The sequence below is a fragment of the Brenneria rubrifaciens genome (assembly GCF_005484945.1).
Classification (GTDB): Bacteria; Pseudomonadota; Gammaproteobacteria; order Enterobacterales; family Enterobacteriaceae; genus Brenneria; species Brenneria rubrifaciens.
Genome location: NZ_CP034035.1, coordinates 1 through 22,334 on the forward strand (window position 1 = coordinate 1; position 22,334 = coordinate 22,334).

Annotated in this window: 19 protein-coding genes; 16 read left to right on the plus strand and 3 right to left on the minus strand. The window is 53.0% G+C overall.

The genetic code is table 11. The features are described from left to right. From dnaA to EH207_RS00025, 5 genes are all read left to right on the plus strand, one after another. Positions 1 to 1,398 carry a chromosomal replication initiator protein DnaA gene (gene dnaA / locus EH207_RS00005; protein WP_137712184.1) on the plus strand — a complete coding sequence of 466 codons (1,398 nt, stop codon included), beginning with the start codon at positions 1 to 3 and terminating at the stop codon, positions 1,396 to 1,398. A gap of 4 nt (positions 1,399 to 1,402) precedes the next feature. After that, positions 1,403 to 2,503: a DNA polymerase III subunit beta gene (gene dnaN / locus EH207_RS00010; protein WP_137715418.1), complete on the plus strand. Its 1,101-nt coding sequence runs from the start codon at positions 1,403 to 1,405 to the stop codon at positions 2,501 to 2,503. Between the two features lie 132 nt (positions 2,504 to 2,635). Beyond that, complete coding sequence (gene recF, locus EH207_RS00015; protein WP_137712185.1) at positions 2,636 to 3,721, plus strand: DNA replication/repair protein RecF; 1,086 nt, start codon at positions 2,636 to 2,638, stop codon at positions 3,719 to 3,721. An 18-nt stretch (positions 3,722 to 3,739) separates the two neighbouring features. Continuing rightward, positions 3,740 to 6,154 carry a DNA topoisomerase (ATP-hydrolyzing) subunit B gene (gene gyrB, locus EH207_RS00020; protein ID WP_137712186.1) on the plus strand — a complete coding sequence of 805 codons (2,415 nt, stop codon included), beginning with the start codon at positions 3,740 to 3,742 and terminating at the stop codon, positions 6,152 to 6,154. Positions 6,155 to 6,531: 377 nt separating this feature from the next. Then, complete coding sequence (locus EH207_RS00025) at positions 6,532 to 7,314, plus strand: N-formylglutamate amidohydrolase (protein ID WP_137712187.1); 783 nt, start codon at positions 6,532 to 6,534, stop codon at positions 7,312 to 7,314. A gap of 57 nt (positions 7,315 to 7,371) precedes the next feature. Here EH207_RS00025 and EH207_RS00030 read toward each other — a convergent pair whose 3' ends face one another. Next, positions 7,372 to 8,406 (minus strand): LacI family DNA-binding transcriptional regulator, encoded by a 1,035-nt coding sequence (locus EH207_RS00030; protein ID WP_137712188.1) that lies wholly within the window; start codon positions 8,404 to 8,406, stop codon positions 7,372 to 7,374. 234 nt (positions 8,407 to 8,640) lie between these two features. Between EH207_RS00030 and EH207_RS00035 the strand changes: the two genes are divergently transcribed. From EH207_RS00035 to yidA, 5 genes are all read left to right on the plus strand, one after another. Further along, positions 8,641 to 8,946: a PTS sugar transporter subunit IIB gene (locus EH207_RS00035; protein ID WP_137712189.1), complete on the plus strand. Its 306-nt coding sequence runs from the start codon at positions 8,641 to 8,643 to the stop codon at positions 8,944 to 8,946. A 93-nt stretch (positions 8,947 to 9,039) separates the two neighbouring features. Then, positions 9,040 to 10,347 (plus strand): PTS sugar transporter subunit IIC, encoded by a 1,308-nt coding sequence (locus tag EH207_RS00040; protein WP_137712190.1) that lies wholly within the window; start codon positions 9,040 to 9,042, stop codon positions 10,345 to 10,347. Continuing rightward, entirely contained in the window at positions 10,347 to 10,688 is a 342-nt protein-coding gene (locus tag EH207_RS00045) for a PTS lactose/cellobiose transporter subunit IIA (protein ID WP_137712191.1), read from the plus strand. Before EH207_RS00040 ends, EH207_RS00045 begins: the two co-directional genes overlap by 1 nt. A gap of 53 nt (positions 10,689 to 10,741) precedes the next feature. Then, complete coding sequence (locus EH207_RS00050; protein ID WP_137712192.1) at positions 10,742 to 12,187, plus strand: 6-phospho-beta-glucosidase; 1,446 nt, start codon at positions 10,742 to 10,744, stop codon at positions 12,185 to 12,187. A 196-nt stretch (positions 12,188 to 12,383) separates the two neighbouring features. Next, entirely contained in the window at positions 12,384 to 13,199 is an 816-nt protein-coding gene (gene yidA / locus EH207_RS00055; protein WP_137712193.1) for a sugar-phosphatase, read from the plus strand. A gap of 174 nt (positions 13,200 to 13,373) precedes the next feature. Here the strand turns inward: yidA and EH207_RS00060 are convergent, their stop codons facing one another. Continuing rightward, positions 13,374 to 14,270 (minus strand): LysR family transcriptional regulator, encoded by an 897-nt coding sequence (locus tag EH207_RS00060; protein ID WP_137712194.1) that lies wholly within the window; start codon positions 14,268 to 14,270, stop codon positions 13,374 to 13,376. Positions 14,271 to 14,410: 140 nt separating this feature from the next. On the opposite strand from EH207_RS00060, the gene EH207_RS00065 reads away from it, so the two are divergent. The 6 genes from EH207_RS00065 to EH207_RS00090 all read left to right on the plus strand — a co-directional run bounded on the left by EH207_RS00065 (position 14,411) and on the right by EH207_RS00090 (position 21,628). Beyond that, the gene (locus EH207_RS00065; RefSeq protein ID WP_137712195.1) at positions 14,411 to 15,961 is read left to right on the plus strand and encodes an ABC transporter substrate-binding protein; all 1,551 of its coding nucleotides are present in this window, start codon (positions 14,411 to 14,413) and stop codon (positions 15,959 to 15,961) included. Between the two features lie 64 nt (positions 15,962 to 16,025). Then, positions 16,026 to 16,979, plus strand: a complete 954-nt coding sequence (locus EH207_RS00070) for a nucleoside hydrolase (RefSeq protein ID WP_137712196.1) — start codon at positions 16,026 to 16,028, stop codon at positions 16,977 to 16,979. Then, on the plus strand, positions 16,963 to 17,937 hold the full coding sequence (locus tag EH207_RS00075; protein ID WP_246048913.1) for a nucleoside hydrolase: 975 nt from the start codon (positions 16,963 to 16,965) through the stop codon (positions 17,935 to 17,937). Before EH207_RS00070 ends, EH207_RS00075 begins: the two co-directional genes overlap by 17 nt. Continuing rightward, positions 17,934 to 18,911, plus strand: a complete 978-nt coding sequence (locus EH207_RS00080) for an ABC transporter permease (RefSeq protein WP_137712197.1) — start codon at positions 17,934 to 17,936, stop codon at positions 18,909 to 18,911. The genes EH207_RS00075 and EH207_RS00080 overlap by 4 nt, the downstream gene beginning before the upstream one ends. Then, positions 18,908 to 19,819, plus strand: coding sequence for an ABC transporter permease (locus EH207_RS00085; protein ID WP_137712198.1), 912 nt, complete (start codon positions 18,908 to 18,910; stop codon positions 19,817 to 19,819). The genes EH207_RS00080 and EH207_RS00085 overlap by 4 nt, the downstream gene beginning before the upstream one ends. Positions 19,820 to 19,828: 9 nt before the next feature. Next, entirely contained in the window at positions 19,829 to 21,628 is a 1,800-nt protein-coding gene (locus tag EH207_RS00090; protein WP_137712199.1) for an ABC transporter ATP-binding protein, read from the plus strand. 86 nt (positions 21,629 to 21,714) lie between these two features. Here the strand turns inward: EH207_RS00090 and bhsA are convergent, their stop codons facing one another. Continuing rightward, positions 21,715 to 21,975, minus strand: a complete 261-nt coding sequence (gene bhsA / locus EH207_RS00095) for a multiple stress resistance protein BhsA (RefSeq protein ID WP_137715210.1) — start codon at positions 21,973 to 21,975, stop codon at positions 21,715 to 21,717. Positions 21,976 to 22,334: the final 359 nt, after the last annotated feature.

Sequence of the window (22,334 nt, forward strand, 5' to 3'; positions counted from 1 at the left end):
GTGTCGCTTTCGCTTTGGCAGCAGTGTCTTGCCCGTTTGCAGGATGAGTTACCTGCCACAGAATTCAGTATGTGGATACGCCCGTTACAGGCGGAGTTGAGTGATAACACTCTGGCACTCTACGCCCCTAATCGCTTCGTTCTGGATTGGGTTCGTGATAAATATTTGAATAATATCAACGGGTTGCTTAATGACTTTTGTGGTGTGGACGCCCCCTTGCTGCGTTTTGAGGTCGGGAGCAAACCTTTGGTTCAGGCCGTGAGTCAGCCGGTTAATCACCATAATACTGTCAGCATGGCGGCGATGGCGCCGCAGACCCGTTTGATGCCGGTGCGTCCGAGCTGGGACAATTCCCCGGTGCAGGCCGAGCATACCTATCGTTCCAATGTGAACCCCAAACATACGTTTGATAACTTCGTTGAAGGCAAGTCGAATCAACTGGCGCGCGCGGCGGCGCGTCAGGTGGCGGACAATCCGGGTGGCGCCTACAATCCGCTGTTTTTGTATGGCGGCACGGGCCTCGGTAAAACGCACCTGTTGCATGCGGTGGGCAACGGCATCATCGCCCGCAAGGCCAATGCCAAAGTGGTTTACATGCATTCTGAGCGCTTCGTGCAGGATATGGTGAAAGCGTTGCAAAACAATGCGATTGAAGAATTTAAACGCTACTACCGCTCTGTCGATGCATTGCTGATCGATGATATTCAGTTTTTTGCCAACAAAGAGCGTTCCCAGGAGGAGTTCTTCCATACCTTCAATGCGTTGCTGGAAGGCAACCAGCAAATCATTTTGACCTCTGATCGCTATCCTAAAGAGATCAATGGGGTGGAGGATCGCCTGAAGTCCCGTTTTGGGTGGGGCCTGACCGTCGCCATTGAGCCGCCAGAGCTGGAAACCCGCGTGGCGATTCTGATGAAGAAAGCGGATGAGAATGATATCCGTCTGCCCGGCGAAGTGGCGTTCTTTATCGCCAAACGCCTGCGCTCCAACGTGCGTGAGCTGGAAGGCGCATTGAACCGAGTTATCGCCAACGCCAATTTTACCGGCCGCTCCATCACGATTGATTTTGTGCGCGAAGCGCTGCGCGATCTGCTGGCGTTGCAGGAGAAACTGGTTACTATCGACAATATTCAGAAGACAGTGGCGGAATATTATAAAATCAAAGTTGCCGATCTGTTGTCCAAACGTCGTTCCCGCTCGGTGGCGCGCCCACGCCAGATGGCGATGGCGCTGGCCAAAGAGCTGACCAACCATAGCCTGCCGGAAATCGGCGATGCGTTTGGTGGCCGTGACCATACTACGGTGCTGCATGCCTGTCGTAAAATCGAACAGCTGCGTGAAGAAAGTCACGACATCAAAGAAGATTTTTCCAATTTAATCAGAACACTATCTTCATAACATGATGAAATTTATTGTTGAACGCGAGCATCTGTTAAAACCTTTGCAACAGGTTAGCAGCCCATTGGGCGGTCGGCCTACGTTGCCTATTTTGGGCAACCTGCTGATACAAGTGACCGAAGGGGCACTGTCGCTGACCGGCACCGATCTTGAGATGGAGATGGTGGCTAACGTGGCGCTGACGCAACCCCATGAGCCGGGTGCGACGACGGTGCCGGCCCGTAAGCTGTTTGATATCTGCCGCGGGTTGCCGGATGGGGCGGAAATCACCGTGATGCTGGATGGCGATCGCATGTTGGTGCGCTCCGGCCGCAGCCGTTTTTCGCTGTCGACTCTGCCTGCCGCGGATTTCCCCAATCTGGATGACTGGCAGAGTGAAGTGGAATTCTCATTGCCGCAGGCCACGATGAAGCGTCTGATTGAAGCCACACAGTTCTCGATGGCGCATCAGGACGTGCGTTACTACCTCAACGGCATGCTGTTTGAAACCGAAGGCGAAGAACTGCGTACCATCGCCACCGACGGTCATCGACTGGCCGTATGCGCGATGCCGGTCGGACAGTCTCTGCCGTCACATTCGGTGATTGTGCCACGTAAGGGCGTGATGGAGCTGGTGCGTTTGCTGGATGGCGGCGATACGCCGCTGCAACTGCAAATCGGCAGTAACAATATTCGCGCGCACGTCGGTGATTTTATCTTTACCTCGAAGCTGGTTGACGGTCGTTTTCCTGATTACCGCCGCGTTTTACCGAAAAACCCGGATAAGACGCTGGAAGCCAGTTGCGATTTGCTTAAGCAGGCGTTCTCCCGCGCCGCTATTCTGTCGAATGAGAAATTCCGCGGCGTGCGGCTCCATCTCATTCATAACCAGTTGAAAATCACCGCCAATAACCCTGAACAGGAAGAAGCGGAGGAGATTCTGGATGTGCAGTATGAGGGCGCTGAGATGGAAATCGGGTTTAACGTCAGCTACGTTCTGGACGTACTGAATGCGCTGAAGTGCGAGGATGTTCGCCTGCTGCTGACCGACTCCGTTTCCAGCGTGCAAATCGAAGATGGCGCCAGCCGGGCGGCCGCCTATGTCGTTATGCCGATGCGCCTCTAGTATGATGGCGGGCTATTATACTTGCCAGATTGAGATGGCGATCGCGCCCGTTAAGTCCGCTTCGGTGAGTGCGCGCGGTTCTCACCCAATCTGTCTGCGACAGTCATTCCCTTGATTACGTGAAATAGTCGCATGGCGCTTACTCGTCTTTTGATTAAAGATTTTCGCAATATTGAAGCGGCCGATCTGACGCTGGCCCCCGGCTTTAACTTTTTGGTCGGGGCGAACGGCAGCGGTAAAACCAGCGTGCTGGAAGCGATTTATACGCTGGGGCATGGCCGGGCGTTCCGCAGTGTGCAGGCGGCGCGCGTTATTCGCCACGATCAGGCTGAATTTGTTCTGCATGGCCGTATTGACAGCGCTGAGCAAGAGCGCTCCGTCGGGCTGAGTAAAAATCGTCAGGGCGACAGTAAGGTGCGCATTGACGGCAGCGACGGCCATAAAGTGGCGGAGCTGGCGCAGCTACTGCCGATTCAGCTAATTACCCCCGAAGGTTTTACCTTGCTGAACGGCGGGCCAAAGTATCGCCGCGCTTTTCTCGACTGGGGCTGTTTTCATAACGAACCCGGTTTTTTTTCCGCCTGGAGCAAAATGAAACGTCTGCTGCGTCAGCGTAATGCGGCGCTGCGGCAGGTGAGCCATTACGGTCAGCTCAGAGCCTGGGATCAGGAACTGGTGCCTTTGGCTTTGCGTATCAGCGAATGGCGGGGGCAGTACAGTGAAGCGATTGTTGGGGATATCTCTGCGACCTGTACGCAATTCCTACCCGAATTTTCTCTCGGGTTTTCGTTCCAGCGTGGCTGGGACAAAGAAAGTGAGTATGCCGAACTGCTGGAGCGTCAGTTTGAACGCGACCGGCTGTTAGGCTACACGGCGCTTGGGCCGCATAAAGCCGACTTTCGTATCCGCGCTAGCGGCGTGGCCGTTGAGGATATGTTATCCCGCGGTCAGTTAAAGCTGCTGATGTGCGCATTAAGACTGGCCCAGGGTGAGTTCCTCACCCGTCAGAACGGACTGCGCTGTCTGTATCTGATCGACGATTTTGCTTCCGAACTGGATAGTACCCGCCGCCGTTTACTGGCTGAACGGTTAAAAGCCACGCATGCACAGGTTTTTGTCAGCGCGGTCAGCGCTGAACAGATAGACGACATGGGTGGTGAAAAGGGCAAGATGTTCCGCGTGGAACAGGGTAAAATAACGGTTCAATCACAGGACTAAAATGAGCGGGAAACGTTGATGTCGAATTCTTATGACTCCTCAAGTATCAAGGTATTGAAAGGGCTGGATGCGGTACGTAAACGCCCAGGTATGTATATCGGCGATACGGATGACGGTACTGGTCTGCATCATATGGTATTCGAGGTTGTGGACAACGCTATCGACGAGGCGCTCGCTGGCTATTGTAAGGACATTGTTATCACCATCCACGCCGATAACTCAGTGTCGGTACAGGATGATGGCCGTGGGATCCCCACCGGCATTCATGAAGAAGGGATATCCGCTGCGGAAGTGATCATGACGGTGCTGCATGCCGGCGGCAAGTTTGATGATAACTCGTACAAAGTTTCCGGCGGCTTGCATGGCGTGGGCGTTTCCGTGGTTAATGCCTTGTCGGAAAAGCTGGAACTGGTGATTCGCCGGGAAGGTAAAGTCCACGAACAGACCTATCGCCACGGCGTGGCGCAGGCGCCGCTGAAAGTGGTGGGCGAAAGCGTGAAAACCGGTACGACAGTGCGTTTCTGGCCGAGTCTGGAAACCTTTACCAACGTGGTGGAATTTGAGTATGAAATTCTGGCCAAGCGTCTGCGTGAGCTCTCATTCCTTAATTCCGGCGTATCGATTCGCCTGATTGACGAGCGTGAAAACGACAAAGCCGATCACTTCCACTATGAAGGCGGCATCAAAGCGTTTGTTGATTACCTTAATCGGAATAAAACGCCAATCCATCCGACCGTGTTCTATTTTTCCACGATGAAAGACGATATCGGCGTTGAGGTGGCGTTGCAGTGGAATGATGGTTTTCAGGAAAATATTTACTGTTTTACCAACAACATTCCGCAGCGTGATGGCGGGACGCATCTGGCCGGTTTTCGTGCGGCGATGACCCGTACCCTTAACACCTATATGGATAAAGAAGGTTACAGCAAGAAAGCCAAAATCAGCGCCACCGGTGACGATGCGCGTGAAGGTCTGATTGCCGTGGTGTCGGTAAAAGTGCCCGATCCCAAATTCTCTTCGCAGACCAAAGACAAGCTGGTTTCCTCCGAAGTGAAAACCGTGGTTGAATCGCTGATGAATGAGAAGCTGGTGGACTACCTGATGGAGAATCCGTCAGACGCCAAAATCGTGGTCGGTAAAATTATTGATGCAGCCCGTGCCCGTGAAGCGGCGCGTAAAGCGCGTGATATGACCCGCCGCAAAGGTGCGCTCGATCTGGCCGGTCTGCCGGGCAAACTGGCGGATTGTCAGGAGCGCGACCCGGCGCTTTCCGAACTCTATCTGGTGGAAGGGGACTCGGCGGGCGGCTCCGCCAAGCAGGGGCGCAACCGTAAGAATCAGGCGATTCTACCGCTGAAAGGCAAGATCCTGAACGTTGAGAAAGCACGTTTCGACAAGATGCTCTCTTCGCAGGAAGTCGCGACGCTGATTACGGCGCTGGGTTGCGGCATTGGCCGGGATGAGTACAACCCGGACAAACTGCGCTATCACAGCATCATTATCATGACCGATGCCGACGTTGATGGTTCTCACATCCGTACGCTGCTATTGACCTTCTTTTATCGTCAGTTGCCGGAAATCATCGAACGCGGCCACGTTTATATCGCTCAGCCGCCCTTGTACAAAGTGAAGAAAGGCAAACAGGAGCAGTACATCAAAGACGATGAAGCCATGGATCAGTACCAGATTGCGCTGGCGCTGGACGGGGCAACGCTGCACGCCAATGCTCACGCCCCGGCCCTGGCGGGTGAACCGTTGGAGAAATTGGTTTCCGAGCATTACGCCGTGCAGAAAATGATTAACCGTATGGAGCGTCGTTTCCCGCGTGCGTTACTCAATCGCTTAATCTACCAGCCAGCGTTGGGTGAAACGGATTTGGGCGATCGGGCAAAAGTACAGCAGTGGATTGAAACGCTGGTTGTCAGCCTGAATGAACAGGATGTGCATGGCAGTACCTATAGCTTCTTGATTCATGAAGATCAGGAACATCAAATTTTTGAACCGGCTCTGCGGGTGCGTACCCACGGTGTCGATACCGACTATCTGTTGGGCGCAGTATTCATCGCCGGCGGCGAATACCGTAAGCTGAATCAACTGGGCGAAAAACTGCGCGGCCTGATTGAAGAGGACGCTTACATTGAGCGGGGTGAGCGCCGTCAACCGGTAGCCAGTTTTGAACAGGCGCTGGATTGGCTGGTGAAAGAATCCCGTCGCGGTCTGGCAATCCAGCGTTATAAAGGTCTGGGAGAAATGAACCCGGATCAACTGTGGGAAACCACCATGGACCCCACCAGCCGCCGCATGCTGCGGGTTAATGTGAAAGATGCGATTGCAGCCGATGAGTTGTTTACCACGTTGATGGGGGACGCGGTTGAACCTCGCCGTGCGTTTATCGAAGAGAACGCCCTGAAAGCGATGAATATCGATATCTGATGTTCTTTCGTCATCTTACCGACCAAGCCAGCACCCGATTTCGGCAGGTGCTGGCGACAATCGGCCGTTCATCTTCCGGTTAAGACGTTTGAAGCTCAACCCTACCGAAACGTATGCTAATGACATGGTTAAAGAACCCAGACATCAACCTTTCATTGCTGTTGCGGGGGGCTGATTACGTTATAAGGGCCATTTGTCAGGCTGCTTTGCCCTTTTTTTACCTGTTTCGCCAGTGTAAATGTTTAGTGACAAGCATAGTGATATGTGAGTGACACACAAGGCGGCAGGCGCGACTCGTCCTCTTCACTCATGTCCGCCACGCCCCCAACAATCCGCGTTGTACAAATGATACTTTTCAACATAGCAAGGAGTTGCTTATGACGTTTTTCAAAAAGACATCGCTAATGGCTTTGCTGTTGGTTTCAACAGTGGCTTATGGCAGCATCGAACAAGACGACGTTGCTCCGTTCAAAAAAGCGATAATTACGCCTGAATACGTAAAAGAAGCCATAACCTATGAGAAGGAAGCGGACAAAAATTCTAATGTGATACCGCAAGAAGGAGAAAGCTGGTTTAACGTTCTACCGGGGGAAAGTCGGATAATAATCAGCGCTCCTCACGCCACACAGCCGTCTAGGGAGGGGCAATATCGCTTTTCTGATGGGGGCGGCACGGCGGCCCTGGCGATTATGTTGGGAAAACTTACTGATTCAACAGTAATTTATACAACCAAGGCTTCACCCTCAGACCCCAACTACTATGACAATAATGCCTACAAAGAGAAGCTGGCAGCGTTAATCCACTCAAAGCAACCGAAGCTCATCATCGATATTCACGGTAGTCACCCGTTTCGCCCCTATGACGTTGATATAGGAACCCTGAATGGGAAGTCGCTGTTAGGTAAAGATGAGCGGGTGAGTGAACTGATAAACATATTGAAAAATGAAGGTATCAGTAACTTTTCCAACAACTATTTTGCAGCTTCGAAAAATGCAACCGTGGCGAAATTTGGCTCTAATCTTGGCGTGCCCAGCATACAACTGGAAATCAACAGTATATGGATGATGCCGAGTGACGGTAATATTGAAGCGCACAAATTCGCCCAGATGTTGCAAGGGCTGGTTCTGTACGTCAACAGCGAGAAGAAACGCTTTCCATAATGATCCGTTTCAGAGTCATTGGGGTGCCTGTCACCCCAATGCGTTAAAAAAATAGACTTAACGTACATTGCCTTCCCCTCGGGCTGCCGGGCCTTTGCCAACCGACTCGCGAACGATCAACGAACCCTGAAATGCCGGGGACGGCGTGGGGGGATTACCGTCCAGCATACAAAGCAGTTTCTCAAGGGTACGTTTAATCATTTCCGCCACCGGAACATGCACGGTCGTCAGGGGCGGGTGCACCCAGGAGGCCATAGGCAGGTCATCGAACCCGAGCAGAGAGACATCATCCGGTATAGTCATTCCCTGTTCGCGAAAAGCTTTTGCCGCGCCAATGGCCATGTCGTCATTGCTGGCGACCAGCGCGCTGAAGGTGACACCGCGTTGGTGCAGTGTTTTCACCGCGGCGTAACCACTTTCCGGCGTCCAGTCGCCCTCGACCACCCGTTGGTCATTTAAGGCAATGCCTTGTTCGGCCAGCGCCTGCTGATAACCCAGGCGGCGGCTCTCACCCGTGGGCGATCCTGGTGCGCCGAGGATAAACGCGATCTCCCGGTGTCCGCGATCGATCAGGTAATTAACGGCATTGAAACAGTGCTGCTGGTGGTCGGTACAGATACCGTTTTCCTTATGACGGTTCAGTCTTCGGTTCACCACCATAATGGGCTGTTTGTGTTGATCAATAATGCTTTCCAGCGCCCCGATGGACAGAAACCGCGGGTAGATGATGAGCGCGTCACAGCGTGAATCGAGTAGAAATTCGATGGCCTGGCGCTCCTCTTCCGCGCTGTGCTTGCCATCAGCAAGAATAAGCTGGCGTCCGTACCGCTCGGTCATGGTTGCGGTCTGAAAGAGCAGTTCATTGAAATAAGGGCCGTTGTATAAGGTATTGGTGACGACCAGACCAATACTCTGAGATTTGTTAGTGGCTAACTGACGCGCCAGTAAATTTGGTCGGTATCCCATTTCTTCAATGGCCTTGAAGACCCGGTCTTTGGTGGGCTGACTGACGTAGTTATTCCCTGTCAACACCCGTGATACGGTTGATTTTGATACGCCAGCTCTTTTGGCCACATCAAGCATGGTTATCATTTTTTCTTCCTAAACGTGGCGGCTACTGAACGTAGCATGAATATAAAATGTGTCCTCCATTATAAAGAGAAATCCGTTTTTTTTTATCATCGCGAAACAATAAACCGCGTCGCTTTGCCGCCAGCAACGGCTGTTTATGATCGCGTTCAAAGATTATGAAACCCGATGTGAAACCGGTTGCATATTATTCTTTATGTTGCTTGAATGATAAAAAAACACGCGATGAGGTGCAGAATGAAGAAAATTTTACTCTGTTGTGCGGCGGGAATGTCCACCAGCATGCTGGTCCAGAAAATGGAAAAAGTCGCGAAGGAACAAGGAGTTGATGTTGAGATAACCGCCGTCGGGTTTGACGAGTTTGTCGAAATCATTGATGAGTACGACTGCTGCCTGCTCGGACCGCAGATTAAATACAAACTGGCTGAGTTAAAAAACCTTGCAGAGAAAAAAAACAAACCCATTGCGGTTATCGGCACCCTTGATTACGGAATGATGAATGGCGAAAAAGTGCTTAATGATGCACTCGGTATGATGCGTTAGCCCCGCACTATTTCAGGATGTGCCCGTCATCTTTCAGGTTGCAGGCGCGTTGGCTTGCCGTGGGTATGCAGGGAATCACTGCGGGAGATAATTATGAGTACGTTTAGCCAGTCATTATTCAACGTCATTGAAAACCGCATCAGTCCGGTTGCGGCGAAACTGTCCAACCAGCGCCATGTCGTCGCCATCAAAGACGGCTTTATTTCGTCGATGCCGTTTCTAATTGTCGGCTCGTTTATGCTGTTATTCGCCCACCCGCCTTTTAGCGCGGATAGCCAGTGGGCGTTTGCTCAGTGGTGGCTGGATAGGGTGGAGCGCCATACGCAGCAGATCATGATGCCCTACAACATGACGATGGGGATCATGGCGGTCTATATCACCAGCGCGATAGCTTACAATTTGGCGCAAAGCTACAAGATGAACGGCTTTATGGCGGCCAGTCTGTCGCTGATGTCGTTCCTGCTGGTGGCGGCCCCGCAAACGGATAAAAGCCTGCCGGTAGGCTCCCTGGGGGGCGAGGGGATTTTTACTGCGATCATCGTCTCGCTCTATGTGACGGAACTGATGCATTTTCTGCAAAAGCGGAATATTGGTATTCGCTTGCCGGAGCAGGTGCCGCCGAAGATCCGCCAGTCCTTTGATTTACTCATCCCTATTCTCGCTATTTTCCTGACGCTATTCCCGCTCAGCCTGTTTATTCAGCACCAATTCGGCATGCTGTTGCCGCAGGCGATTATGGCGATCTTCGCCCCGATTATTTCTGCTTCCGATTCGTTGCCCGCCATCTTAATCGCAGTGCTGCTGTGTCATCTGTTGTGGTTTGCCGGCATTCACGGGGCGATCATTGTCGGCGGGATTTTGCAGGCTTTCTGGCTGACGAATCTGGGAATAAATCAACAGGCGCTGAACACCGCCGCGCCGATTACCCAGATCTTTATCGAACCCTTCTGGCAGTTCTTTATCGTCGTGGGGGGGTCCGGCTCAACCATGGGCCTGGTGTTTCTCTATCTGCGAAGCCGCTCGTTCCATTTGCGCTCCATCGGCAAACTGGCCGTGGTGCCCAGCATATTCAATATTAACGAACCGGTGATTTTTGGCTCGCCGGTGGTGATGAATCCGCTGCTGTTTATCCCGTTTGTCACGGCGCCGCTGGTCAATGCCGTCATTGCATATGTCGCCACCCGAACCGATCTGGTTAACCACGTTGTGTCACTTGCTCCCTGGACGACGCCAGGTCCGATTGGCGCCGCCTGGTCGACCGGCTGGGATTTGCGCGCCGTCATGCTGGTTGGCGTGCTGATTGTGGTGTCGTCTCTGATCTATTACCCCTTCTTCAAAATGTATGAGCGCCAGCTTTTGGCGCAGGAAAAAGAGACATTGCAAACCCAGGGGAGTCACTGATGAAAATTGATGAAAACACCGTCATGGAATTGATCATTCATGCCGGAGAAGCGCGTTCGGATGCGATGGAGGCGTTGCGTGCCGCCAGAGAACACGATTGGGAAAAGACCGACCGGATGCTGAAGTCCGCATCTGCGGCTGCTCGCAAGGCTCACCATATTCAAACGTCGCTGATTGGCGCGGATGAAGGCAGCGGGAAAATTCCGGTCAATCTGATTCTGGTTCATGCGCAGGATCACCTGATGAACGCGATGCTTTGCCGCGATCTGGCGGAGGAATTGGTTTATGTACACCGGGAAATTGCCGCCCTGAAGCGCGGCGATGCCGTCTGCGGCCAATGACCCGCGGCCCGGGGTTGATTTTGTTTTTTAACATAACCTAAAAAGGATATGAGATGTCTGTTCAGCAATTACCCAAAGACTTTCTGTGGGGCGGCGCGGTAGCGGCGCATCAAGTTGAAGGTGGTTGGGATCAAGGTGGAAAGGGCGTCAGCATTTGTGACGTGTTGTCTGGTGGCGCGCACGGCGTGGATCGCGTGATTACCGATGGCGTACAGCCTGGATTCAGCTATCCGAATCATCAGGCGGTGGCGTTCTATTCCCACTATAAACAGGATATCGCGCTCTTTGCGGAAATGGGCTTCAAATGCTTCCGTACCTCCATCGCCTGGACGCGCATTTTTCCCAACGGGGATGAACCGGAGCCAAACGAAGCCGGACTGCAATTTTACGACGATCTGTTTGATGAACTGTTGAAACACAACATTGAGCCGGTTATCACGCTTTCCCATTTCGAGATGCCCTATCACCTGGTTAAAAACTATGGCGGCTGGCTCAATCGTAACGTGGTGGATTTTTTTGTGCGCTACAGCGAAGTGGTGATGAAGCGCTATCAATCCAAAGTGAAATACTGGATGACCTTTAATGAAATCAATAACCAGCGCAACTGGCGCTACCCGCTGTTTGGCTATTGTTGCTCCGGCGTAGTGTTCACCAGGCATGAAAAGCCCGAACAGGCCATGTACCAAACGTTGCATCACCAGTTTGTGGCCAGCGCCAGGGTGGTGAAGTTGGGGCATGAAATCAATCCTGATTTCAAAATTGGCTGCATGCTGTCGCTGGTGCCGCTTTATCCGTGGTCTTGTCACCCGGATGATGTGATGTATGCGCAGGAAGCGATGCGTGAACGGCATCTGTTTGGTGACGTGCAACTACGTGGCGATTATCCGGCGTATATTTTGAAAGAGTGGGCCAGAAAAGGTTATCACATTGATATGAACCCGGAGGATGAACAAATCCTGCGTGAAGGTTGCACCGATTATCTGGGCTTTAGCTACTACATGAGTAATGCCGTACAGCATGCCGCCCAAGATCAGGCCGCTGATGATGCAATCGCGGGTTTTCCGGGGGCAGTGAAAAACCCGCACCTTTCCGCATCGGAATGGGGCTGGCAGATTGACCCGGTGGGCCTGCGTTACACGCTGAACAGCTTCTATGAGCGTTACCAAAAGCCGATGTTCATCGTTGAGAACGGCTTTGGCGCGGTTGATAGGGTGGAAGTCGATGGGCAAATCCATGATGATTACCGGATCGATTACCTAAAAGCGCACATCGAGCAGATGAAAAAAGCGGTGCTGGAGGATGGCGTCGAACTGATGGGTTACACCCCCTGGGGCTGCATCGATTGCGTTTCGTTTACCACCGGGCAGTACAGCAAGCGCTATGGTTTTATCTATGTCGATAAACATGATGATGGCACAGGGACGTTGCGGCGCGCCCGCAAGAAGAGTTTTCATTGGTATAAGCGAGTGATCGCCAGCAACGGCGCTGATTTAGAGTGAGAAAGATCAGCGAGGCTCCGCGCCCTTATTTTCACCGTAGCGCGCAGGCCGCCATCAACCTCAAGCCGTGCAACCTGTGCGGCTTTTATTTTATTACTTTACGTGTCATACGCATGTCATCATGCCGCATTTCACTGGCGACTTCATCGCCAAAGCGCGTTAGCATGAAAACCGATAATTTGATGCTGAGAACTTTATGTCTATAAAACTGATCGCAATTGATATGGATGGGACGTTACTGACGCCACAAAATCAAATCTCTCCCGCGGTGAAGGCGGCTATCGCAGCGGCAAGAGAGAAGGGCGTTGAGGTTGTGCTGGCAACTGGTCGCCCGTTCATCGGCGTTGAGCGCTATCTGGCGGAGCTGGCTTTACAGCGGGAAGATTGCTTTTGCGTCACCAATAACGGCGCGCTGGTACAACGTGCGATTGATGGCGGCTGTGTGGCGCAAACGGCGCTGAGCTTCGACGACTATCTTTACTTTGAAGCGCTGGCCCGGGAGTTGGATGTTCATTTTCACGCGCTGGATTTTAATGTTGTCTATACCGCCAACAAGGATATCAGCCGTTATACCGTCCATGAGGCGCACCTGACCGGTATGCCGCTGAAGTACCGGGCGGTTGAAGAGATGGATCGCAGTCTGACATTTCCCAAAGTCATGATGATTGATGAACCGTCGGTGCTGGATCGGGCCATCAGCCAGATCCCGCCGGAAGCGTTTGAGGGTTACACCATCATGAAGAGCGCCCCTTATTACCTGGAAATTCTGGATAAGCGCGTGAATAAGGGCGAAGGGGTGAAAATGCTGGCGCAACATCTCGGTATCGCGCGGGAAAGCGTAATGGCGCTGGGCGATCAGGAAAACGATCTGGCGATGCTGAATTATGCCGGGCTGGGTGTCGCGATGGGGAATGCCACCGAAGCAGTGAAAGCGGTCTGTCAGTTTGTGACCAGAACCAATCAGGAAGATGGTGTGGCCTATGCGATTGAAAAATTTGTGCTTCGTGCTTAACGGGATGGAAAATCGACAGCATAAGGCACATGCGTCATTCTCCACAGTGCCAGAATATCAACGGTTGGACGGTCTTCGATAATCGACAACGGCGGGGGAACCCTCCCTCGCTTGCTGTCCTCCCGTCACGCGAAATCTGTTGGGGGAAGTTTAATTCAATGATTGTCGGTGCTTTTATTTTAATGCCAGATGATGATTTATTTTCTCCTTCATTACCTGGGTGATGTGGTTAATTAACTGGCTGCGGGGGATTTGTGGGGGATACACCGCAAAGTACGCCACTTTTATCGCGGGGTGAAACGGCTTAACCACAACGGCGGATTTACTGCTCAGTGCGGTGATGAAATCAACCACCCCAATACCGATATTCTTCGAGGCCAATACGCAGCAGTTCGCCATTGAGGTTTCAATCGGGTTATGTAAATACCCCAAGTGTTTTCTGGTTACCGCGTCGATTTCCGCCCGCAGCGGTGTGGTGCGGCCCGGCAGAATAGCGCGATAACGAATCAGGTCGGCGATGGTAATCGCCTCCGCTTCGGTTAGCGGGTGATCTTTGGCGAGCACTGCAACCGCGTCGGCCTCCGCCAGATGTTCCGCTTCCAAGCCTTTAATACCTATCTGACCAAAAATGAAGCCGATATCGTACTGGTTTTTGGCGATCGCCTCTCTGATGTGACTGGTGCTTTCTATGTCCAGAAATAAGGAGATATCAGGATATTTAGTGAGAAGAAAGGGAAGCATTTCATCCGAGCAGAGGAATGAGAGCGCTTGAACCGCGGCGATGCGCAGCACGCTGCCTTTGGCATGGCGAATTTCGTCGGCAATCAGGGCGATGTGATCCAGGCCCAGATAGAGACGCTCTACCTCCCGATACAGTTTCATTGCTTCAGCCCGTGGAATGAGGCCGCGGCCGTCGCGGTCAAACAGCTTCAGGTTCAGCGCGGCTTCAAAATCCCGGATCAGCCGACTTACCGCGGGTTGGGTAATGTACATCATGTTGGCGGCTGCCGTGATCCCGCCGGTGAGGATCACTTTATGAAAAGCTTCAACCTGACGGGGGTTGATACGCATGCTGCTCACTCCAAAACATAATATTTAGTTATCAATCTAACACAAAATGCAATTTTTCATTATCCAATATAACGCATAGACTCTGAATCATAATATTTAATACACTTCATAAATCAGTCATGGAATTGAGGATTTAATGAATGAAAAAATCAACGTTGGCTTTATTTTTCACTATTTTATTTTCGTTTTCGCCTTTGGTATATAGCGCTAATTTAAATATTGGTTTGTCTTCATCCACTACGTCGATGGACCCCCAGTTTTATGTGGGAGGGGCAAACAGTGCAATGGCGCGAAATATTTTTGATAGCCTGGTTTCTCAGGATGAAAAACAGCAAATTTTCCCTGCGTTGGCGACATCATGGAAGATAATTGATGATAAAACCTGGGAATTTGCATTACGTCCCGGCGTAAAGTTTCACGACGGCAGTGATTTCACCGCCAGGGATGTGATTGCCAGCATTAAGCGTATCGCGCTGGCGTCAAAAAACAGTCCCAGTTCGTACGCACCGTACGTCACGGACATTGTCGAGGTTAAGGAGATCAACCCCTTAACGGTTCGGATTGTCACGAAAGCGCCTGCGCCTTTGTTGCTGAATAACCTGAGCCGGGTGTCTATTCTGCCCGCGCGTCTCGAAAATGTCCCGACGGAAACGTTGAATAGCGGAAAAGACGTCATTGGCACCGGGCCTTTTAAATTTGTCTCCTGGGTGCCGGACGATCGGGTTGTCCTCGAACGTAATGAAAATTACTGGGGAGGAAATGCCGAGTGGGACAAGGTGACTATTCGCGTCTTTAAAAACAGTAGCGCCCGAGTAGCCGCCATTTTATCCGGTGATGTGGACATGATTGAAAACGTTCCAACAGCCGATAGTAGTAATATTAAAAATAATAGTCAGTTACATACGATTTCAACACCAGGGAATCGTATTATTTATCTGCATATGGACCAACAACGCGATATATCACCGTTCGCAAAAGGTCCAGACGGCAGAAATCCATTACTAAAAAAAGAAGTTCGTCAGGCGATGTCGTTAGCACTTAATCGCCAGGCAATCGTCGATCGTGTCATGGATGGGCAGGCTGTTGCTGCCTCCCAGCTTGTGCCGAAGGGGTATTTCGGGTATTCCGCTTCCATTCCTGCGCCGGTTTACAATCCAGAAAAAGCCAAACAGGAATTGGCGGCGGCGGGATACCCCAACGGCTTTACGCTGACATTCCATGCGTCAAACGATCGCTATCCCAATGATTCCAAAATCGCCCAGGCCATCGGCCAGATGTTTACGCGCGTTGGCATCAAGACCGACGTGGTCACCATGCCGGGCAGCGTCTATTTTTCTCGGGCTGCCCGTCTCGAATTCAGTTTGATTATGGGCGGTGCGGCGGTTGAAACCGGGGAAGCCTCTGGCGTATTGGGGCCGTTGCTGGAAACTTTCGGCCCCCATACCGGACAAGGCAACCGCGGCCGTTACTCCAACCCTGCCTTTGATAAAATGCTAAACGAGGCGCGTTCCACGCTGGAAAGTAACAAGCGTGAGGCGTTGCTGACCGAGGCGATGAACATCGGTATGAGCGATCTGGGGGTCATTCCTGTGATGTTCCTCTCCAACACCTGGGCGATGAAGAAACAGTACACCTATGTGGGCCGCTCGGATGCTTACACGCTGCCGTACTTTGTCCGTTCGGCCAGGTAAATGCGGTCGCGCATCGGCGCTGAGCTGAAAAAATAAAGCGCAGAAAATAAGGAACGTTCGCATCATGCGTGCCGCCGCCATTATTATTGATTGCGATCCGGGTATTGATGACGCGATTGCATTGTTGAGCGCATTCGTCTCGCCTGAATTGAATATTCTCGGTATCTCTACGGTTTGCGGTAATCAACCGCTGGATCATACGCTGCGTAATGCGCTACAGATTACCGAACTGGGACGGCGAACCGGGATTTCTGTTTATGCGGGTTGCCACCGCCCGCTCTTCCGCGACCCGATTCACGGTCAATTTCACGGGAAGCGCGGGTTGGGGAACACGCTATTGCCCGATCCCCAAAAGCAGCCTGAGCCGCAGCATGCGGTGAGTTTTATCATCGGGCAATGTGAAAACGCCATTGCCGCGGGCAAGCCCATTACGCTGTGTACGCTGGGACCCTTGACCAACGTGGCGGCGGCATTAACCATGAAACCCATCATTGCCGAAGGTATTGAGCGCATCGTGATGATGGGCGGCGCTTACCGGGCGTCGGGTAATCGTAGCCTGACGTCAGAGTTCAATATGCTGGCCGATCCCCACGCGGCGCATGTGGTGTTTTCGTCATCCATTGCTATTGTTGATTTACCGCTGGACGCCACCCATCAGGTGATGCTGACGCCTGAGCGGGTAGCCCGGCTGGTTGCGCGCGCCGGCCGGATTGCGGTCCCGTTGGGGGAGATGATGGCGTTCTGGGATCGTAATGATATTCGCCGCTACGGTTCCCGCGGCGGGCCGTTGCACGATCCGCTGGTCATTGCCTGGATGCTGGCGCCTGATTGTTTTAAAACGGAAAAAGCGCGCGTTTACGTTGAGCATGAAAGTACGCTTTGTATGGGGCAGACCGTCGCCGACTGGTACGGAAAAACCGACCGGCCACCCAATGTGGATATCGTAACGGCGGTGGATGCCAAACGGGTATTCGAGCTGTTTTCCGACCTCCTGAGCCGTTATGAAGAAAATGTCTGATAGGGTTCGACAGCGCATAGTTATTGATACCGATCCCGGCGTGGACGATGCGATTGCCATCTGGCTGGCAATCGCATCGCCAGCGTTGGATATTCTTGGCGTCACCACGGTGGCGGGCAACGTGCCCCTTGACGCCACGCTGGTAAATGCGTGTAAGGTGGTGGCGCTCACCGGTAGAACCGATGTGCCGGTTTACGGCGGGGCGTCGGGACCGCTGGTGCGCGATCAGGTTTATGGCAAATACGCCCATATTGGCGCTTTTTCCGCCGATCTGGTGCCGGAAACATCACGCCTGCCAGAGCGGGAACACGCCGTCGATTTCATTGTCCGCACGGCGCGTCAGGCGGCGGCGAATAACGACCCCATTACGCTGTGCGCGCTAGGGCCGCTGACCAATCTGGCGCTGGCTTTGCGTCACCATTCTGATGTCGCTCGCGGAATCAAACAGGTTGTGAGCATGGCGGGCGCGTTTACCGCGCTCGGCAACCGCGTTCCCTGGGCCGACTTTAACGTGTATGCCGATCCCCATGCGGCCGAAATCGTGTTTTCCTCTGGCGTACCGGTGGTGATCATGCCGCTGGATGTGACCTTTCAGGCGCTGATTCAGCCCGTACAGATTGATGATATTGAACGTCGCGGCGGCGCGCCGGGGATAGCGATGGCAGCCCTGCTGCGTGCGTTTGACCGCAATGATGTTGCCCGCCTGGGGCGCGAAGGCAGCCCCATTCACGATGCCGCCGTTGTCGCGTGGTTACTTAAACCTGAGCTGTTTACCGGCACGTCGGCCTATGTAGGCGTAGAGGTTTCTGGCCGGACGCCGGGTTATGTTTTTGCCGATTTTTATCACAAGCTCGGTAAGCCTGCGAATGCGCTGATCGTGCGCAGCATTGATGAACAAGGGTTTTTGTCTTTGCTGGCCGACCTATTGAGCCGATACGGTTCGGCGTCGCGCGGATGATTACCTACCTGCTGGGCCGGCTGGGGCAGACGCTCCTGACATTAGTCGTCATGTCCGTGCTGGTGTTTGTCGGGGTGTACCTGGTCGGCAACCCGGTGGATATGTTGCTGGGGGCAACGGCGACGCCGGCGGAAAGGCTGGCGGTCATCCAGTCATTCGGGTTGGACAAACCGGTCTGGGAGCAGTACGGGCTGTTTGTACTGAATGCCGTGCAAGGCGACATGGGAAAATCGTTTATTTTTAACCAGCCCGCTCTGACGCTAATATTTCAGCGAATGCCCGCCACGTTGGAGCTGGCGATGACGGCCTTCGTCATCGCGCTGGTCATCGGCATTCCGCTGGGAATTTACGCCGGACTCAGGCCGGACGGTGTGGCGTCGAAGTCGATCATGGGCTTTTCCATTCTGGGGTTCAGCCTGCCGACATTCTGGATCGGGCTGGTGATGGTCATGCTGTTCAGCGTCAAACTGGGTTGGCTCCCGGCTTCCGGCCGCGGACAGACCGGTGAGCTATTCGGCGTTCCCTTCAGCTTACTGACTCTGGATGGGCTGGAACATCTGATCTTGCCGGCCTTCAACCTGGCGCTGTTCAAAATCTCACTGGTAATCCGCCTGATGCGGGCCGGGGTGATGGAGTGTCTGCAACAGGATTATGTGCAGTTTGCCCGGGCCAAAGGGCTTTCGGAAACCCGCATTGTCCTGGTGCATGTCTTGCGCAACACCCTGATCCCGCTGATTACGGTGATCGGTCTGGAGTTGGGGTCGCTCATCGCCTTTGCCGTGGTGACGGAAACCATTTATGCCTGGCCCGGCATGGGCAAGCTGATTATTGACGCCATTGCGGTGCTGGATCGCCCCGTCATTCTGGCCTACCTGATGATTACGGTGGTGATGTTCAGCGTGATTAACCTGATTGTCGACCTGCTGTACGTACTGGTTGATCCGCGCGTCCGGCTGGGAGGGAATCACGGATGACTGCGAACACAGTGCATCAGCGCTCGGCAGCATCTGAGAAAATCCCGCCGGCGTTTACCCGGGTATTGTTCGCGTTACTTAAAGACCGGCTGGCGCTGTGCGGCCTGATCCTGCTAGGGATTCTGACGCTGCTGGCATTGCTGGCGCCATTGATTTCACCGCAAAACCCCTATGATCTGATGCAGTTGGACATCATGGAGGGGCGGCTGGCGCCGGGGAGTCTCAGTTTGAACGGAATGCGCTATTGGTTGGGAACGGACGATCAGGGGCGCGACTTATTCAGCGCCATTCTCTACGGCACGCGCATCAGTTTGCTGGTCGGTTTTACCAGCGCGGTACTGGCGTTGCTGATTGGCGCCTCGCTGGGGCTTATCAGCGCCTATGCCGGCGGAAAAACGGATGCGCTGATCATGCGGGTTGTCGATATTCAGCTCAGCTTTCCGCCTATCCTAATCGCGCTGATCCTGTTGGCCGTGCTGGGACAGGGCGTCGATAAAATCATTCTTGCGCTGGTGGTGACGCAATGGGCTTATTACGCGCGGACTATCCGCGGTTCGGCGCTGGTCGAACGGCGCCGGAGCTATGTGGATGCGGCCCGCAGTATGGCGTTATCCAACCGCCGGATTCTGTTTCGTCATATTTTACCGAACTGTCTGGCGCCGCTGATTGTGGTCGCGACGATGCGGTTGGCCTACGCCATTATGCTGGAGGCGACGCTCTCCTTTCTCGGCATTGGGTTGCCGGTAACGGAGCCGTCTTTGGGGCTGCTGATTTCCAATGGTTTTGAATACCTGATGTCGGGCGATTACTGGATCAGTTTCTTCCCAGGGCTGACGCTGTTGCTGCTGATTGTGGCGATCAATTTGGTAGGGGACGCGCTGCGCGATATCCTCAATCCAAGGAATTAAGGGAAAAACATGACGTCGCCCATTATGTCCGTATCACATTTGACCACCGCGTTTAAGGTAAACGGCGCGTGGCTTGATGTGGTACGCGATCTCTCCTTTACCATTGGCGAAAAAGAGACGGTCGCCGTGGTGGGGGAATCTGGTTCCGGGAAAAGCGTGATGGCGAAATCCATCATGCGGTTGCTGCCCGCGGCGCAGAGTCGGGTCAGTGGCGAGATTCATTTCAGCGGCGCGGAACTGCTCTCGCTATCATCCAGAGAGATGCAGGCTATCCGGGGCAATCGTATCGGAATGATTTTCCAGGAGCCCATGACCAGCCTGAATCCGGTATTGCCGATTGGCTATCAGATTACCGAAGTCCTGCGTCGGCATCGGGGAATGAATAAAGCCGAAGCAAGGGCCGAGGCCGTTTGTCTGCTGGAAAAAGTGCGTATTCCCGGCGCAAAATCGCGGTTAAACGAGTACCCGCAGAGCTTCTCCGGCGGCATGCGTCAGCGGGTGGTAATCGCCATAGCGCTGGCGTGCCATCCGCAACTGCTGATTGCGGATGAACCCACTACCGCGCTGGATGTCACCATTCAGGCGCAGATACTGACCCTGATCAAAACCCTTCAGGAAGAAGAGGGGATGTCGGTGCTGTTTATTACTCATGACATGGGCGTGGTGGCGGAAGTTTCGGACCGAACGCTGGTGATGTATCAGGGCGAGATGGTTGAAAACGCGACGACCCGGGAAATTTTTCATCATCCCCGGAACGCTTATACCCGCCTGTTGCTGTCCGCGGTGCCGAAATTGGGATCGATGTCGGGCACCGATCGGCCACAGCGCTTTCCGCTTATCGATCTCCAAACCGGCATACCCCAGCCAATACCGGAGACGGTCAATACTCTTTCTGGTGATAAACCGATATTGGAAGTGAAAAATCTCGTCACCCGGTTTGATATCCGGGCCGGTTTTTTCCGCCGATTGTCCGGGCGGATACATGCGGTGGAAAATGTCTCCTTTGATGTGTGGTCTGGTGAGACGCTTGCGTTGGTGGGCGAGTCGGGCTGTGGGAAATCCACGACGGGCCGATCAATCATTCGTCTGGCCGAGGCCACCAGCGGCGAAATTCTCCTGCAAGGACAGAATATCCTTACGGCGGATAAACATGACTTGTCAGATCGGCGGCGCCAGATTCAGATGGTGTTTCAAGACCCCTATGAGAGCCTGAACCCGAGAATGCGGGTGGGTGAGGCCATCGCCGAGCCGATGCTGTTACATGGGCTGGTCACGGACAAAGACGTTCAGGCGCGGGTGCGGGCGCTGCTGGAACAGGTGGGGTTACCGGTCTGGATGGCCGATCGTTTTCCGCACCAGTTTTCCGGCGGGCAACGCCAGCGAGTGTGTATTGCCAGAGCGCTGGCGCTGGAGCCAAAAGTCATCATTGCGGACGAGTCGGTGTCGGCGCTGGATGTCTCTGTCAAGGCGCAGGTGATCAACCTGATGCTGGATCTACAGCAGAAGTTAGGGCTCGCCTTCCTGTTTATTTCCCATGATATGGCGGTAGTGGAGCGCATCAGCCACCGTGTGGCGGTGATGTATCTGGGTGAAATCGTTGAGATTGGGCCTCGGAGCGCTATCTTTGAAAATCCGCAGCATGACTATACCCGTCGTTTGATCTCGGCGGTGCCGATCCCCGATCCCGACACCAGACCTGTTCGCGCCATCCTGAGCGATGAACTGAAAAACCCGATGAGATCGCCTGACTTTACCCATCCTGAGCGCCGCTACCGTGAAGTCTCCCCCGGCCATTGGGTGCAGGCCTGAGAGTGATTGCCGGAAAGAATAAAAAAAACCGGTTTGTCCTGATGAGGAGACAAACCGGGAGAGAGTAATAATGGTAAAGGCGGGAATTAGTTATAGATTACCGCCGTACCACGCAGCATGTCGTTACCGGTCGCGGAGGTGATGGTATAAGCTTGCGCACCGGCTTTTTCCGCTTTTTTCGCCAACTGTGATTGCAGAGAACCCAGGTCCTTAGCACCCATGACGGAGATAACCCCCACTTTCTGATGCTGTAGGGCTTGCTGCGGATTGATATGCTCAGCGGCGAAAGAACCGAAAGAAACGGTAGCAAGTACGACTGCGGCGGCGATGGTTTTTACGTTTTTCATCATGTCTTTTCCTATCTTGATTTATGAAGTGAAAGGTTGTTTCCTTTCGATGTCAATAATGTTACGCCGATGCTAATGGATTAAAAAACGGATGTTATTGAGCGTGTTGTTCTATTTTTTTGAACAAAAAGGCTTAAATTGCTATGGTTTTTGTGTCGTTAAAACAATATCTTATAGGTAAAACTGAATTTTATTTACAAGATGCTGACCAATACTGATTTAGCAGAGTGATGATTTGATTGATGAATTAAAAATAACGTTTAATGCTGCTGGTAATCCTTTTTCCAACATTAATATCTAGTTATTTGATGCAGTTGGCTGGTTTGTGATGTCAGATCTTAAGGATCTTCCTCCAACGA